This window comes from Aquirufa nivalisilvae (genome assembly GCF_004307455.1).
In the GTDB taxonomy this organism is placed as follows: Bacteria; Bacteroidota; Bacteroidia; order Cytophagales; family Spirosomataceae; genus Aquirufa; species Aquirufa nivalisilvae.
On sequence record NZ_SEWX01000006.1, the window covers coordinates 55,255 to 71,424 of the forward strand.

At 38.5% G+C, this 16,170-nt stretch carries 13 protein-coding genes; 6 read left to right on the forward strand and 7 right to left on the reverse strand.

The genetic code is table 11. The features are described 5' to 3' along the window. Nucleotides 1-3 precede the first annotated feature (3 nt). Genes EWU22_RS10870 through EWU22_RS10885 form a run of 4 tightly spaced genes read left to right on the forward strand, consistent with a single transcriptional unit; the run spans nt 4 to nt 3,735 of the window. Nucleotides 4-372 (forward strand): diacylglycerol kinase family protein, encoded by a 369-nt coding sequence (locus EWU22_RS10870; RefSeq protein ID WP_231962884.1) that lies wholly within the window; start codon nt 4-6, stop codon nt 370-372. A gap of 15 nt (nt 373-387) precedes the next feature. Continuing rightward, nucleotides 388-1,044 carry a DUF4290 domain-containing protein gene (locus tag EWU22_RS10875; protein ID WP_109323347.1) on the forward strand — a complete coding sequence of 219 codons (657 nt, stop codon included), beginning with the start codon at nt 388-390 and terminating at the stop codon, nt 1,042-1,044. A 9-nt stretch (nt 1,045-1,053) separates the two neighbouring features. Beyond that, complete coding sequence (murA, locus tag EWU22_RS10880) at nt 1,054-2,361, forward strand: UDP-N-acetylglucosamine 1-carboxyvinyltransferase (RefSeq protein ID WP_130925575.1); 1,308 nt, start codon at nt 1,054-1,056, stop codon at nt 2,359-2,361. Nucleotides 2,362-2,364: 3 nt separating this feature from the next. Continuing rightward, complete coding sequence (locus EWU22_RS10885; protein ID WP_130925576.1) at nt 2,365-3,735, forward strand: MATE family efflux transporter; 1,371 nt, start codon at nt 2,365-2,367, stop codon at nt 3,733-3,735. A gap of 158 nt (nt 3,736-3,893) precedes the next feature. Here the strand turns inward: EWU22_RS10885 and EWU22_RS10890 are convergent, their stop codons facing one another. Beyond that, on the reverse strand, nt 3,894-5,054 hold the full coding sequence (locus EWU22_RS10890; RefSeq protein WP_130925577.1) for a sialidase family protein: 1,161 nt from the start codon (nt 5,052-5,054) through the stop codon (nt 3,894-3,896). 223 nt (nt 5,055-5,277) lie between these two features. On the opposite strand from EWU22_RS10890, the gene mscL reads away from it, so the two are divergent. Continuing rightward, nucleotides 5,278-5,631, forward strand: a complete 354-nt coding sequence (gene mscL / locus EWU22_RS10895) for a large conductance mechanosensitive channel protein MscL (protein WP_109323351.1) — start codon at nt 5,278-5,280, stop codon at nt 5,629-5,631. A 1-nt stretch (nt 5,632) separates the two neighbouring features. Here mscL and lpdA read toward each other — a convergent pair whose 3' ends face one another. The 5 genes from lpdA to EWU22_RS10920 form a co-directional block, all read right to left on the reverse strand. Beyond that, nucleotides 5,633-7,039: a dihydrolipoyl dehydrogenase gene (gene lpdA / locus EWU22_RS10900; RefSeq protein WP_130925578.1), complete on the reverse strand. Its 1,407-nt coding sequence runs from the start codon at nt 7,037-7,039 to the stop codon at nt 5,633-5,635. Nucleotides 7,040-7,086: 47 nt separating this feature from the next. After that, nucleotides 7,087-8,646, reverse strand: coding sequence for a 2-oxoglutarate dehydrogenase complex dihydrolipoyllysine-residue succinyltransferase (odhB, locus tag EWU22_RS10905; protein ID WP_130925579.1), 1,560 nt, complete (start codon nt 8,644-8,646; stop codon nt 7,087-7,089). 22 nt (nt 8,647-8,668) lie between these two features. After that, entirely contained in the window at nt 8,669-11,398 is a 2,730-nt protein-coding gene (locus tag EWU22_RS10910) for a 2-oxoglutarate dehydrogenase E1 component (RefSeq protein ID WP_130925580.1), read from the reverse strand. Nucleotides 11,399-11,644: 246 nt separating this feature from the next. Beyond that, nucleotides 11,645-12,580, reverse strand: a complete 936-nt coding sequence (locus tag EWU22_RS10915) for a type IX secretion system membrane protein PorP/SprF (protein WP_130925581.1) — start codon at nt 12,578-12,580, stop codon at nt 11,645-11,647. Nucleotides 12,581-12,589: 9 nt separating this feature from the next. Then, complete coding sequence (locus EWU22_RS10920) at nt 12,590-13,534, reverse strand: DUF3667 domain-containing protein (RefSeq protein ID WP_130925582.1); 945 nt, start codon at nt 13,532-13,534, stop codon at nt 12,590-12,592. Nucleotides 13,535-13,628: 94 nt separating this feature from the next. On the opposite strand from EWU22_RS10920, the gene htpG reads away from it, so the two are divergent. Then, the gene (htpG, locus tag EWU22_RS10925; protein WP_109323357.1) at nt 13,629-15,446 is read left to right on the forward strand and encodes a molecular chaperone HtpG; all 1,818 of its coding nucleotides are present in this window, start codon (nt 13,629-13,631) and stop codon (nt 15,444-15,446) included. Between the two features lie 74 nt (nt 15,447-15,520). Here htpG and EWU22_RS10930 read toward each other — a convergent pair whose 3' ends face one another. Next, nucleotides 15,521-16,126 (reverse strand): T9SS type A sorting domain-containing protein, encoded by a 606-nt coding sequence (locus EWU22_RS10930; protein WP_109323358.1) that lies wholly within the window; start codon nt 16,124-16,126, stop codon nt 15,521-15,523. Between the last annotated feature and the right edge of the window lie 44 nt (nt 16,127-16,170).

Below are 16,170 nucleotides of genomic sequence, written 5' to 3' on the forward strand. Positions count from 1 at the left end.
AATTTGTCCAAAGCTTTTCGCAGCATTTCCATTGCTTGGTCGGGTATCATTACTTTGATCAAGGAAGAAAACAATGCTAAAATTCACTTGGCTTCCACTATCTTAGTGATAGTCGTTGGAATCAATATTGGTTTCATGGCGATTGAATGGCTTTGGATTAGTTTAGCTATTGCAGGAGTATGGATGGCCGAGTTAATTAATTCCGCATTAGAAAATATCACAGATATTGTAGCCCCTGAACATCATCCATTGGCCAAAAAAGCAAAAGACTTTGCGGCAGGAGCTGTTTTAGTGATGGCTATTTGGGCAGCCTTTGTTTTTTGCCTTATTTCCTTTCCTCATCTTTGGATGCGATTGGTATTTAGTAATTAAGTTTGACACAACATTATGAAAGAATACGGGTCTAGTGTACAAAAATTGGTCAACTACATTCTAACGATTCAAGATCGAGAGAAAAGAACCAAATATGCTTTCCTCATGATAGAACTCATGAAGCAGATACATCCTGGTATGAAGGACAATAGCCAAGATTATTCCAAAAAACTTTGGGATGACTTGTACATCATGTCCAACTTCCAATTGGATGTACAAGGTCCTTACCCTCCTCCCTCACCAGAATCTGTTGGTAAAGCACCTAAAAAAGTCAATTACAACCAACACCATTTGAAATTCAAACACTATGGTCGTAATGTTGAATTACTTATTCTACGTGCCATAGCAGAAGAAAAAATAGAGGATAAAAAGATTTTAGTGGCCTACATCGCTCGATTAATGAAGGGCTTTTATGTTACTTGGAATAAAGATTCAGTAGATGATCAGGTCATTTGGCAAAACATCAAAGAAATGTCTGAAAATCTCCTTGGATCCATCGTGGATGAATTATCCCAAGAAGGTCTAGGACACGCCAAAGTGGCCAATAATGCTAGAAACGCTTATAATGCACCAGAATATCCTAACGGCCCTAATAATAACCGTGGTGGAAATAATTATAGAAAAAACTTCAGAAACAATCGGAATTTCAATCCAAGAAATCATAAAAAATAATTGACCCTTATGGCCTCATTTAAAGTAACAGGTGGTAGAAAATTATCAGGAGAAATCACTCCTCAAGGTGCAAAAAACGAAGCATTACAAATTCTTTGTGCTGTTGTACTAACCGCAGAACCTGTCACCATCCATAATATTCCTAACATCCGTGATGTCAATCAATTAATTGATTTATTAGGCGACATGGGGGTGAAAATTCGCCGCTTAAGTGAATCTAGCATTGAATTTGATGCATCTCAAGTCAATATTGAATACTTAGAGTCTGAAACATATAAAGCAAAGGCAGCCGCCCTTCGTGGATCGGTGATGTTATTAGGGCCGACTTTGGCTCGTTTCAAAAAAGGACGTATACCTTCACCAGGAGGTGATAAAATTGGCCGTAGAAGATTAGATACTCACTTTACGGGATTCATGAAATTAGGCGCCAAATTCAATTATAGTGCCGAAGATGGAGGGTTTTACGAAGTAGATGCTTCACATTTAATAGGTGCCTATATGTTATTAGATGAGGCTTCGGTTACCGGAACGGCTAACATTCTAATGGCGGCGGTATTAGCCAAAGGCACTACCATCATTTATCATGCAGCCTGCGAGCCTTACATTCAGCAATTATGCAAAATGCTGAACCGAATGGGGGCCAAAATTTCAGGTATTGGATCTAATTTATTGACGATAGAAGGAGTTGATATATTAGGCGGAACAGAGCATACCATGTTACCAGATATGATTGAAATTGGCTCATTCATTGGAATGGCAGCGATGACTCAATCAGAAATTACCATTAAGAATTGTAAAATAGCAGAACTAGGCATTATACCTGATGTTTTCCGCAAACTAGGTATTAAATTAGAATTCAGAGGTGATGATATTTTTGTTCCAGCACAAGAGCATTATGAATTGGAAAACTTCATAGATGGATCGATGTTGACCATTTCTGATCATCCATGGCCAGGTTTTACACCAGACTTGTTATCGATTATTTTAGTAACAGCTATCCAGGCTAAAGGAACAGTATTGATTCACCAAAAAATGTTTGAAAGTCGACTATTCTTTGTTGACCGATTAATTGAAATGGGAGCTCAAATCATTCTTTGTGATCCACATAGAGCTACCGTTGTTGGTTTCGATAGAAAGCAAAACTTGAAAGGAATACGCATGTCCTCTCCGGATATTCGTGCTGGTGTTTCTTTATTGATTGCAGCGATGTCTGCAACTGGTACTTCTATCATTGATAACATTGAACAAATTGACCGAGGATATCAAAATATAGATACTCGATTAAATGCATTAGGAGCAGAAATCGTTCGAATCTAAATCATGCGGGAAGTCAGCCTTGGAGGAAAAATTAGTAGCACGTTTAAATTAGCCTTACCCATTGTAATAGGACAATTAGGTGTGATGTTGATGGGTTTAGCCGATACCGTCCAAGTTGGTCAAATGCAGTCGCAAGTGGCTGAAAGCTTGGGGGCTTCAGGCATGGCCAATTCCATATTTTTCACCATTGCTATTATTGGATTAATCTGTTTACAAATCATTTCACCCATGATTTCAAAATCAGTGGCCGAAAACAATGACGCTGAATGTGGTAATTTAATGCGAGCTGGAATTCGAGTTGCCCTAATCCTTTCTGTTATTACAATTTTAATCATTGCGATAATTGGATTGAATTATGACCTTTTCCAACAAAGTGCCATTAACAAAGAGTTAACCCTTCCCTATTTGGTATTAATTGCCATATCTGTAATACCAACCTTTTTATTTGCAGCATTTAAAAGTTTTACGGATGGATTGAAACGTACTAGTATAGCGATGAATATTACCATCGTTGCCTTAGTTTTAAATGTAATTGGAAATCATATTTGCATCAATGGCTTAGGACCCATTCCTGCCATGGGTTTATTTGGGGCAGGTATTTCTACTTTGCTTTGTCGCGTATTTATGGCCTTAAGCTTAGGATTATACATCTTCAAATCTGCATCTTTTACCAAGTATTTCGCGCACATGGGTTCTGAACATCACACGTGGGTACTGGAAAAAACCATATTAAAAGTCGGTATTCCAGCTGGCTTCCAAGGATTCTTTGAAATCGCCACCTTTGGCATGGCAGTAGTGATGATGGGTTGGATTTCGTCTACAGCTCAAGCAGCACATATTGTAGCTATCAACATGGCATCTTTGACTTACATGATGGCAACTGGCATTGCAGCTGCCGGTGGAATTCATGTTGGTACAGACATAGGAGAAAAAAATCGTGCTGGAATTTACATATCTGGTAACGCCGCATTACTTCTCTCTGTTGCATTTATGGGTATTTGTGCCATTATTATGTTTACTTTCAAATCATGGTTAGTTCGTGGATATACTCAGGAAGCAAATGTAATCGCCATTGCTGTTAGTTTGGTGACCTGGGGTGCCATATTTCAACTTTTTGATGGTATTCAAGCTGTTTCTTTAGGCCTACTTCGTGGGCTTCAAGACGTCAAGATACCCACAGCTATTACCGTGGTTTCCTATTGGGGCGTAGGAATACCATTAAGTTATTACTTAGGTATTTCGGGTGATTTGGGGGCGGTTGGGATTTGGATTGGTTTAACTTGTAGCTTAATTTGCTCAGCTACATTACTTTCTTGGCGATTCTACGCTCGCACTAAAGTCATTGATTTCAATTCGCTGAAAGTGGAAGATTAATCAAGAACTTGATAGTTTAAATATTGATATACATTTTTTGAATTTTCATTCGTTTGGCTAAGGAAGCTATCCTTCCAATTGCGTTAGCTAAATCGCTAACGCTGGCAAGGTTTGGAACCTTGACAGCGTTGGCTGGCCTTAGCCAAAAAAGATTTGTTTTACTCCCATTTGATACTGACATAGACTATTTCAGCATAATCATTTCGTTCGTATAAAACGCCAATTCGATCTTCATCTAGTTTAACTATATCGGAATATGCTGTAAAATCAGGATGTTTTATGGGATCACTTGTACCATCTATTTCATGGCTTATTGGCCAAGTTAACCCTTCATCAAAACTGATTCGAAGGGTTAAATGATTGCGTTTTTCTTGATCTGCTGCATTGCTAAATGCTAATACACTTTTACCTTGCCTATATCCAATGGAAAGTAAGGAGCCTTCACAAACAGGATCAGGTAGTGAGGTTTCATAATACGTTTTATCCCAGGTATTCCCCCCATCCGAACTTATAGCTGCAATTCGAGTTCGCACATCTCCTTTTTGGTTTCTAGCATTCAATAGCAGTCGATTATCCGACAGTTCTGCGGCTGTGGCTTCATTGCTTCCTGGTAGACCTAAGGACTGACTTAATTGAAAACTTTGACCATGATTATCAGTAAAAAAACCATGAGATACATAATCAGTAAAGTCTGCTTTGGGGGCACCAATCGAATGGTTTGCAGCTACATATATTCTACCACGGTACCTTCCCGAACTAATTTGCATCGCATGGCCGGGTGTATTGGCATAGGAGCGCCAATCTTCAGCATACTTATAAGGTTCTTGGATAGGGCGATGAACGGATTTGGTAATATTGACTGGTACAGACCAAGTCTTACCATCATCCGTGGAGGTTATGTACCAAACTTCTCTTAGTCCTTTACCTTGTCGAACTAAATTCTCATGATTATTGCCTGTATTATAAAATAAAAAGATTCTTCCTTGTGGGTATTCTGGATCCCAATAATCTACAACTGGTGCGGGATTACCAGCTTGCAAAGAATCGAAATCCACTACTTTTTGAATAACGGACCAAGTTTTTCCTCCATCTTTACTAAGCTTGGAAACGATATCTATATTTCCAAAATCAGCTGCACTACCCTTTCTACCTTCTGCAAAAGCCAATAACTCACCATGTGGAAGCTTAATAATTGCAGGAATGCGATAACTGGCATACGTATCTTGGCCAGATTGAAATACTGTTACTCTCTCCGACTTTTGAGCAAAAAGTCCCCAAGAAAATAAACTTAAAGTAGATAAAATGAGTGATGCTTTCATGGCTAAGAACGATAAAATCAAATTTACTCATTTATTGCAAAGAAATTTGTTTTGAAACAATTTCAAGCAAGCGATTGAAATTTAAAAAAAAATCAAGTATTTGGAGAGTAATTCGGTTAAATCGACCCATGTACTTGAGATTTATATCTCATAACGTTGGTATATCAAACGAATTGCTTCAAATTCCTTGTTTCCTACTAATTCCAAATTAAAACCATTCACTATGAGTATTATCAAAGAGTTCAAAGAATTTGCCATGAAAGGCAGCCTTATTGAAATTTCCGTTGCCTTCATCATGGGAGCTGCATTTGGTAAGGTCACAACTGCATTGATTGACGGGGTCATTATGCCTATTGTTGGAGAACTTACCACAGGAGTTGATTTCAAAGCCATGAAATATGTCCTCCGAGAAGCTCAATATGATGCCAGTGGCAAAATCCTTTCTCCAGAAAACGCCATTCAATACGGTAACTTCATCACAATTTTTATCGACTTTATTTTAGTCGCTTTTGTGATGTTTTTACTTATTAAAATGACCAATCGCTTTAAATCTTCCGAGGAAAAAGCGAGCGAATAAATTAGGCGTGAATCGCGCGTTTGCTGGTAGCAGCTAAACAAGCTTCCTTCATAGCTTCCGTGTAGGTAGGATGGGCATGTGACATACGTGCCACATCTTCCGCACTGGCTCTGAATTCCATCGCAACAACGGCTTCCGCTATCATATCGGCTGCACGAGCACCAATGATATGAACTCCTAAAATTTCATCTGTTTTGGCATCAGCCAAAACCTTTACTAAACCATCCACATCCATGGAAGCTACGGCACGTCCCAAAGCTTTAAATGGAAAAGATCCATCTTTATAGGCTATACCGGCGGCTTTAAGTTCTTGTTCTGTTTTACCAACAGAAGCTACTTCAGGCCAAGTATAAACAACACCTGGAATCAAATTATAATTAATATGCGGCTTTTGACCAGCAATTACTTCAGCAACAAATACTCCTTCTTCCTCTGCCTTGTGGGCTAACATAGCACCACGAATCAAATCCCCAATGGCATAAATACCTGGAACTGAAGTTTGTAAGGTATGTTCATCTACTGCAATTCTTCCACGCTCATCCGCTTGCAATCCAGCTGCAGCTAGATTTAAACCTTCGGTATATGGTTTACGACCAATACATACCAAACAATAATCTCCTTTAATTTCTACTTCTTCTCCAGCGGCATTTTTCGCTTTAACCACAACTTCTTTACCTTTATTTTCTGTCCCAGTAACTTGGTGAGAGAAATAAAAATCAGCCCCTAACTTCGCAATTGACTTTTGCAATTCCTTTCCCATCGTTCTATCCATGGTTGGAATCATGCCATCAGCATATTCCACAAAACTAACTTTAGAACCTAAACGAGCATATACAGAACCTAATTCAGCACCAATAACTCCTGCACCAATAACAATCAGATGCTTAGGTATTTCCTTCAGCTTTAAAGCTTCAGTGGATGTGATAATTCGAGTTTTATCTACTGAAATAAATGGCAAATTGGTTGGTTTTGAACCCGTTGCCACTATAATATTTTTAGCACTTAGTAATTCTTCTTTTCCATCTGCTTGAGATACTTTTACCACTTTAGCACTTTCGAAAGAACCCAAACCGTGAAATACCGATACCTTATTTTTCTTCATCAAAAATGAAATACCGCCATTCATTTTTTCGACCACACCTGCTTTTCTAGCAATCATTTTTTCCAAATCTACCTTTGGCTTTCCACCCACAATTCCATGCTCTTCAAAATGATGAATGGCATTATAATAGTGTTCCGAAGAATCTAAAAGAGCTTTGGAAGGAATACAACCTACATTTAAGCAGGTACCACCCATAACAGCATATTTTTCAATTATGGCGGTTTTAAATCCTAATTGTGCCGCACGAATAGCTGCAACATAACCACCAGGACCAGAACCAATAACGACAACATCAAATTCTAACATAAGGCAATGGAAAAAAGGAATAGGCCCCTAAAGGCCTATTCACGTTGTTAAATATCTAATAATAAACGAGCAGGGTCTTCCAACAACTGCTTCACACGTACTAAGAAGCTTACCGACTCACGACCGTCAATAATACGGTGGTCATACGATAGAGCCAAGTACATCATAGGTCTAATCACAATTTGGCCATCCACTACTACTGGACGCTCCACGATATTGTGCATACCCAAAATAGCCACTTGCGGGGCATTGATGATTGGAGTTGACATCATCGATCCAAATACACCACCATTGGTGATAGTAAATGTTCCACCAGTCATTTCTTCCAAACTCAATTTATTATCACGCGCCTTAACAGCTAAACGAACCACTTCTGATTCGATTCCAGCAAGACTCAAATTCTCTGCATTACGAATAACCGGCACCACCAAACCCTTAGGTGCAGAAACTGCAATGGAAATATCACAGAAATCATGGAAAACCATTTCATCCCCATCAATTTTTGCATTGACAGAAGGGAATTCCTTCAAGGCTACACATACAGCCTTCGTAAAGAAGGACATAAAGCCTAATCCTACTCCATGCTTTTCTTTAAACTTATCTTTGTATTTAGATCTCAAATCCATGACCGGTTTCATGTCTACCTCATTGAAGGTAGTTAACATGGCCGTTTCATTTTTTACGGCTACCAATCGACGAGCTACTGTTTTACGCAATGAGCTCATTTTTTCACGGCGAGAACCACGTGCATCAGAAGCACTAGCTGGAGCTGAAGATGCTGCTGGTGCAGGCGTTGCTGTTACCGGTGCAGCTGCAACTGGCTGTGCATTTTGTGCATCATCCTTCGTAATTCTTCCGCCAACACCCGTTCCTGCTACTTGCGAAGCAGCAATTCCTTTTTCATCCAAAATTTTAGCTGCTGCTGGAGAAGGATGACCGGCTGCATAAGATTCACCAGAGACAGGAGCTGCAACAGGTGCAGCAACGTTGGCAGTTGGTGGAGTTACTGCAGCTTGAGGAGTTGTTGCACCCGCCCCAACGGTAATAGTTGCCAAAATGCCACCTATAGGTACTACAGCACCTGACTCAGCTATAATTTGTAATACACCTGCTGATTCAGCTGGCAATTCAAAAGTCGCTTTATCTGATTCTAATTCACATAAAACTTCATCTAAGGCAACGGTATCTCCTGATTTTTTATTCCAAACAGAAACAGTCACCTCTGTAATTGATTCTCCCACAGGAGGAACCTTTACTTCCAATACTTTGCTTTCTGCCGAAGGAGCCGTTGGTGCAGCAGCTACTGGCGCAGGAGCAGGACTGTCTGCTGCTACAACTGCTGGAGCTGGTGCCGGTGCAGTTGCTTGAGCACCAACCACCTCAATGGTACAAATTACAGCACCAATAGGTAAAACATCACCTTCTTTCGCTACAATGTGTAAAATCCCTTCTGCTTCTGCAGGCAATTCAAAAGTTGCCTTGTCTGACTCCAATTCACAAAGAACTTCATCCAACTTCACGACATCACCCTCTTTCTTATTCCAAGTAGCAACGGTAACTTCCGTAATCGATTCGCCCACAGCGGGCACTTTCATTTCTATGGCCATTGTTGTTCGGCTTTTGTTTTAATTATTCAAATGCTTTATTAACTAAGGCAGCCTGCTCTTCAGCATGCACCTTTAAGAATCCTGTGGCAGGAGATGCACTTTTCTTACGTGCAACCAATCCCTTGAATTTAGACCAACCAAATTCACGTATGATGTATGACCAATAACCCATATTCTCTGGTTCTTCTTGGACAAAATACACATCTGCATTTTTATATTGAGCTAATTCCTTTTCAATCTGCGCGGTAGGTAGCGGATGTAACTGTTCGATACGAATAATCGCTACATCTTTTCGAGCATCTTTTTCTTGTTTTTCTAACAAGTCGAAATACACTTTTCCGCTACATAATAACACTTTTTTAACCTTCGCTTTTTCTGCATAAGCATCTCCAATCACTTCTTGGAATTTACCTTTAGTAAATGCCTCTAGCGGAGAAACCACTTTAGGATGACGGAAAATAGATTTTGGCGACATCACGACCAATGGCTTACGGAATTCCCAAGATAATTGGCGGCGCAATGCATGGAAAATATTAGCCGGTGTAGTTAAATTGGCTACAACCATGTTATTCTCTGAAGCTAATTGCAAGAAACGCTCTGGACGAGCATTCGAGTGCTCTGGTCCTTGACCTTCATATCCATGAGGCAAGAGCATCACTAAACCATTCTGTGTTCCCCATTTAGATTCATGTGAACTGACAAATTGGTCGATCATTGTTTGAGCACCATTTGCAAAATCACCAAACTGAGCTTCCCAAATCACCAATGCATCTGGATTAGCTAAGGCATAACCAAATTCAAACCCTAAAACACCGTATTCTGAAAGCAAAGAGTTAAAGATTTGCATCTTCTCTTGACCTTCTTTAATATGATCTAAATTGCAATAATTATTGTTCGTATTTGCATCATGCAATACAGCATGACGGTGAGAGAATGTACCACGTTGAACATCTTGTCCGGATAAACGAACCGTTTTTCCTTCAGCCAAAATTGAGCCATAAGCTAATAACTCAGCCGTTGCCCAATTCAATTCTCCTTTCTCAAAAAAGGTCTTACGATCGGATATTACTTTTTCAATTTGTTTCAAAGCTACAAATCCTGCAGGCAAAGAAGTAATTGCCTTCGCAACCAAATCAATTGTCGCTTTGGTAATTGCCGTGTTTGGCGAAGAAGCAAAATCATCTGCTTTAGAGAAACGTAAGTTAGACCACTTATTATCCAATTTTAAAGGAACATAAGGAGGTTTTACTTTTTGCTTTACCATATCCAAACGAGCTTGCAATTCTGCTTTAAATTCAGAATCCATTTGGCTAGCTAATTGGGCATCGATATCACCACGCTTGATTAATGTTTGCGTGTAAATTTCTCTTGGATTAGGGTGATTGGTAATGTTCGCATATAAAGTAGGCTGCGTAAAACGCGGCTCATCCGACTCATTGTGACCATTTCTACGGTAACAAACCATATCCACAAACACATCACGCCCAAACTCTTGACGGAATTCAGCCGCCATGCGCGACACAAATACAACGGCTTCTGGATCATCTCCATTCACATGGAATACAGGAGCATCAATGATTTTAGCCACATCGGTACAGTAAATAGCCGAACGTGCATCTTCAAAATCCGTTGTGAATCCCACTTGATTATTAATCACAAAGTGAATGGTTCCACCCGTAGAATAACCTTTCAATTTGGCCATTTGAGTTACCTCATATACAATCCCTTGGCCTGCTAGAGCCGCATCACCATGAATCAAAATAGGCAATACCTGAGAGTAATCCCCCTCATAATGAGCATCTGCACTAGCCCGACAAAAGCCTTCAACCAAAGGGTTAACTGCCTCTAAATGAGAAGGATTGGGCGCTAATTTCAATGTAATTTCATTTCCATTAGGGCTTGTATGCTGACTGGAATAACCTAAATGGTATTTCACATCACCATCTCCATGAATCTGATCTGGTACATTTCCTTCAAATCCATCAAAAATAGCCTCGTAAGATTTATGCATGATATTAGCCAGCACGTTCAAACGGCCACGGTGAGCCATTCCAATCATCGCTTGCTTCACACCAAAATCAGCAGCTTTATTAATAATAGCATCTAAACCAGCTATCGTACTTTCGCCTCCTTCTAATCCAAAACGCTTTTGACCTAAATATTTGGTCCCTAAGAAGTTTTCAAATACTACTGCCTCATTCAGCTTTTGTAGAATCTGCTTTTTCTCTTCAATAGAAGGCATGAAAGACAATGCCTCTTTTTCAATTTTATTTCGTAACCACTCCTTAACTCGAACCTCACGTATATACGAATACTCAAATCCAATTGATCCCGCATACACTTTCTCCAATACTTCACATATCTTACGTAAAGTAGCTGGACCTATTCCCAAAAAACTACCTGCTTGAAAAACTGTATCTAAATCAGCCTCCGAAAGCGAATAATCCTTAATCTCCAAACGTGGTTGACGATCTTTACGATCACGCACTGGGTTGGTCTTGGAAAGTAAATGTCCTCTGGAACGAAATGCCTTAATCAAGCTGATAACGGACATTTCTTTTTGAACATGCGAAGAATCTAAGGCAGCACCTGAAGGCGAAGCGCCTTCTCCTTGCCAAGTTTGAGCAAACTCAAACCCCTTGAAAAAATCTCTCCAAGAACTGTCTACTGAATTGGGGTCAACTCTATACGCATCAAACAAGTCAGAAATAACTTGTGTATCAGCATTGGCAACGTAGGAAAATGAATCCATAATGTAAAATCTGGCCTATAATCCAGAAAAGTTTCAAACGTTATTGATTGGTTAAATTTAATTATTCTTGTCTAAAAAAATCTTCGCAATTTACGAAGGGGATTATAATTATCCCCAAAAAAATTGGGGTTTTTTCCCGTTTGGAGCACAAATTTCCAAGGATTTATGACTCATCTACCTATGTCAAAAAAAATCTTTATATTTTATTATTATATCTACGGATAATCAAATTATTTACAACAATACCTAAGGTCTAAAATTAGCAATCTTTCCATTCCCTAAATCAATCTCATATCTCATGAAAATTTGATGGTAAGCAGAGACCGCTGTTTGGACCGTACTCGTGCCCGTATTGGTTGTACCCGGAGCATAATACACCGAGTTTTTTCCTAAAAAATCATAGGCATACCCCACTCTGAAATTTCTCCCAAACGGCACTTCTACACTTCCTAACAATGCCTCATTGGAAAATTCAGATCCCGTATTTTGCCACCAAATACCTACACCTACTTTTTCTTGCCACCAAAATACAGCATTCAAATCGATTCTAGTTTCAGAATACTGATGCCGCATTAAAGCTCCCAATTTCAACAAATTACCTTGTCCCGGTTCCAATTGATAGCCAATTTTAGCATATACAGGATTAGGATTGGTCCATTCCAAACTCCGTAAACTTTGTGTAGGTCTACTCAGCCCTAATTCCAGTCGGTCATATTGATAAGATATACCAAAACCGATACTCCCACCAAACTCAGATGTTCCGCTCTTTCCCAAAACTGGATATTGATTCAATCCTAAATTAAGTCCCAATTGAAGCCCCTGCCCTTTTCCAACAATAAATCGCTTGGCTACTAATCCCGCCAAACCTAAATTAGCCGCAATTCCTCCACCTAATGGCCCATAAGATTGATCCGTATTATATGCTAAAAAACCTATTCCCCATTTCTCTTGTCGAATTGGCATATCAAAACTAAAATATTGCTGCGAGGATGTGGCCCCACCTGTTTGTTGAAACAAAGGTTTTTTTCGAAAGATCCCAGTTATAGAAGCTACTCCTTTTCCTCCTGCATCTGCAGGATTAATGGACAAAGGAATAAAAGGATAAACCATGCGCAATGATTCTTGCTGAGCCCAGAGAGAAACGGTACAAAAACACAAAAATCCAAGCAAAATATGACGCATAACGATAATTTATAAACTAAAAAATGAAAATAGAACCAAGGATACAAACACAACAAAGACTAAAATCAATTGTAAAAAAAACGAAGCTGTAAACAATCCAATGGATCTAATCCCTTTCAATTGGTAAAAGTTTTTAAAGCTTTTATAATAAAAATAACACCAAGCAAGCATGATGAAACTTTTTACCACATCTATGAATTCCCAGTATAACGCTAATTGCACCAGATCTAATACATTTCTAAGCAACAAAACGATAAACCAACTCGTTGCCATGTGTAAGACAAATATCCCATGGTGCATGAAGTAAAAGTGTTTTCTTCGAATAAAAACTACTTGTAAAATCAAAGCTAATAATGGTATGGTCAAAAATAATACTTGGGACATCTTATGAGTCACTCCTTCATACAAAGCCTTGTAAAACTGCTTGCTCTCTGGGTATTTTTTTTGAAGCTCGTAAAAATGAAAAATGATATTTTGAAACAGTGGAGAATCGCGCTCTGATTCAGGTTTTGCCAATTGATTTTTTTTATAGGATTGAATCTCATTAGAATTCAAATAGGCACCTCGTTTATCCAATTTCACCTGAAAAGAAGCGACTTCAATGGCTTTCAAATCCTTGTTCAATCGGAATTGCAATGGCTGAAACACGTAAAACAAGGTCAAAAAGAAAAAGGCAGAAGTAAATAAATAAAATCGAATGGGGTGCAAATAACTGCTCCTTTTACCTAACAAATAAGCTTGAGTTAATCCTCCAGGTTGCGTAAATAGCGTTTTGCATGTTTTAAATAAGGCCCCATCAAAATGAGTAATATCTTCGACAAAATGGATTAACAAGGACCAAAATGATTCATATGGTTCTCGGTTTTCTTGCCCACAGTGTGAACAGTAACGTGCCGTTACTTCATTTCCACAATTGAGACAATCTGTTTCACTTCGAATGATGCTTTTCGACATAATTACTGACAATATGACACCCAAGTAATATTTGGATTCGAATTTGTTAATCCAGCATTAAATTAAAGATTTTTAATCACTCCTCATGAACAATATGAAAGAAACAGGTAATATCTCCATTCACACCGAGAACATTTTTCCGATCATTAAAAAATTCCTCTATTCGGATCACGAAATTTTCCTTCGTGAATTAGTCTCCAATGCGGTAGATGCCAGTCAAAAAATCAAGAGATTGAGCTCCATTGGTGAATTCAATGGCGAATTAGGAGAATTGAAAGTCAAAGTGAGTTTTGACAAAGAAGCTAAAACCATCACCATTTCAGACAATGGTATTGGTATGACAGCTGAAGAAATTAAAAAATACATCAATCAAATTGCCTTTTCTGGCGCCACAGAGTTTGTGGAAAAATATAAGGATAAGGGGGACGACAAAGGTATTATTGGCCATTTTGGCTTAGGTTTTTACTCTGCTTTCATGGTTGCTTCCGAGGTAGAAATCATCTCAAAATCGCATCAAGAAGGCGCAGAAGCTGCTCAATGGATTTGCGATGGTTCTACCGAATACACCATCAATTCAGCTGAAAAAGCAGATAGAGGTACCGATATCATCTTGCATATTGCTGAAGATTCCGAAGAGTTTTTAGATGAGTTTCGTTTAAAATCCATCTTGGAAAAATATGGAAAATTCTTACCTATCCCAATTGAATTTCAAGAGAAAACCATCAACAACCCTTCTCCACTTTGGACTAAATCACCATCTGAATTAACAGACGAAGATTACCTTAATTTTTATGAGGAATTATATCCATTCCAAGAGAAACCATTGTTTTGGATCCACTTGAATGTAGATTATCCATTCAATTTGACTGGAATTCTATACTTCCCAAAAGTAAAAAATGAATTTCAGTTGCAACGCGAAAAAATTCAGTTGTATAGCCGACAAGTATTTATTACCGATGAGGTCAAAGACATCGTTCCAGAGTTTTTAATGCTCTTACATGGAGTCATTGACTCTCCAGATATTCCATTAAATGTATCCCGTAGTTTCTTACAAGCGGATTCCAATGTTAAGAAAATCAATAGCTATATCACCAAAAAAGTAGCTGATAAATTGCAAGAATTGTTCAAATCTGACCGTCCAGGATTTGAGGAGAAATTTGCCAATATTGGCCTTTTCATCAAATATGGAATGATATCAGATGAAAAGTTCTTTGAAAAGGCTAAAGATTTTTGCTTGGTAGAAACCACAGCAAATAAGCTGTATACTTTGGATGAATATGCCGAGGAAGTACAAGCTTTGCAAACGGATAAAGATGGTCAAAAAGTGTATTTATACACCACAGATGTACAACAGCAAGATGCCTTTATTCAATCCGCCATTCAAAAAGGTTACTCCGTATTAAAAATGGATTCCATGATTGATGCCCACTTTATCAATCAAATGGAATCTAAAATTGAAAAGACGCAGTGGAAACGAGTGGATGCGGACTCTATTGATAAATTGATTGATACAGGCATTCAACTAGAGGCTATCTTGACAGATGATCAAAAAAATGCGGTAAAAGCTATTTTTGAAGAAACACTAAACGATAAGCAAAAACAAGTAAGTGTGGAAGCCATGTCACCAGATGAATTACCAGCCATCGTAACTCAAAATGAGTTCATGCGTCGAATGAGTGATATGTCCAAAACGGGTGGTGGGGGAATGGGTATGTTTGGTAATATGCCAATGACCTATCAAATCACCATCAATGCTAACCATCCATTGATTAATAAATTGATCGATTTACCATCTGATGAGGAAAAGAAAAATTTAGCGAAACAAATTGCGGATTTAGCCTTATTATCTCAAAATCTATTAACTGGAGCTGATTTAACAGCCTTCATCAAGAGAACGGTGAGTGGATTTTAAAGATGTGTTGAACAACGTCGTCAAGGTTCCGAACCTTGCCGACGTTGTTTTAACGAACGAATTTCAAATTAAAATTATTGCTTTCTAACAATCAACTTCTTGGTAACAATTGATCGACCATCAATCATTAGTTGATACATGTACATTCCGCTATTGATATCACGTAAAGAAATACGTGCATTGCGTTGATCTCTATCCAATATCAATTCCTTGATTTCTTGACCCAAAATATTGTATACTACAATTTTGACCTCTTGGTTCGATGTAGCCATTTGAAAATCAATATCGGCATATTCACTAGCCGGATTGGGGTATAAATTAGAAACTACTAGGCGGTCCGACTGGAACAAATAGTTATCATTAGCTCCATTCTCTTCGGAAACTTTACGATCCATACTAATCGGTTCAGCTGATTTTGTAGTACTAGCTTGTGCATAACTATTCTTCAAAAACTGACTGATGTAGGTATTATCGTGAATATTTAAATTCGTTTGTAATTGAGGGTTAATCTTAAAACTTCTTTTGGCTAACAAAATAGGTAAACGAACTGGATTGGGTTTTGATTTCAATTCCAAACGAGAACGAGACTTGCTTTCTCCTTGAGCATTCACATTCCAAGAACTCTCCACTAAGAGTAATATAATTACACAAGAAAGTATGAAAGGTAAAACTCGATTCATTCAATAATTAAATAGTAAAACAAAAATAAGACAGATATTGTCTT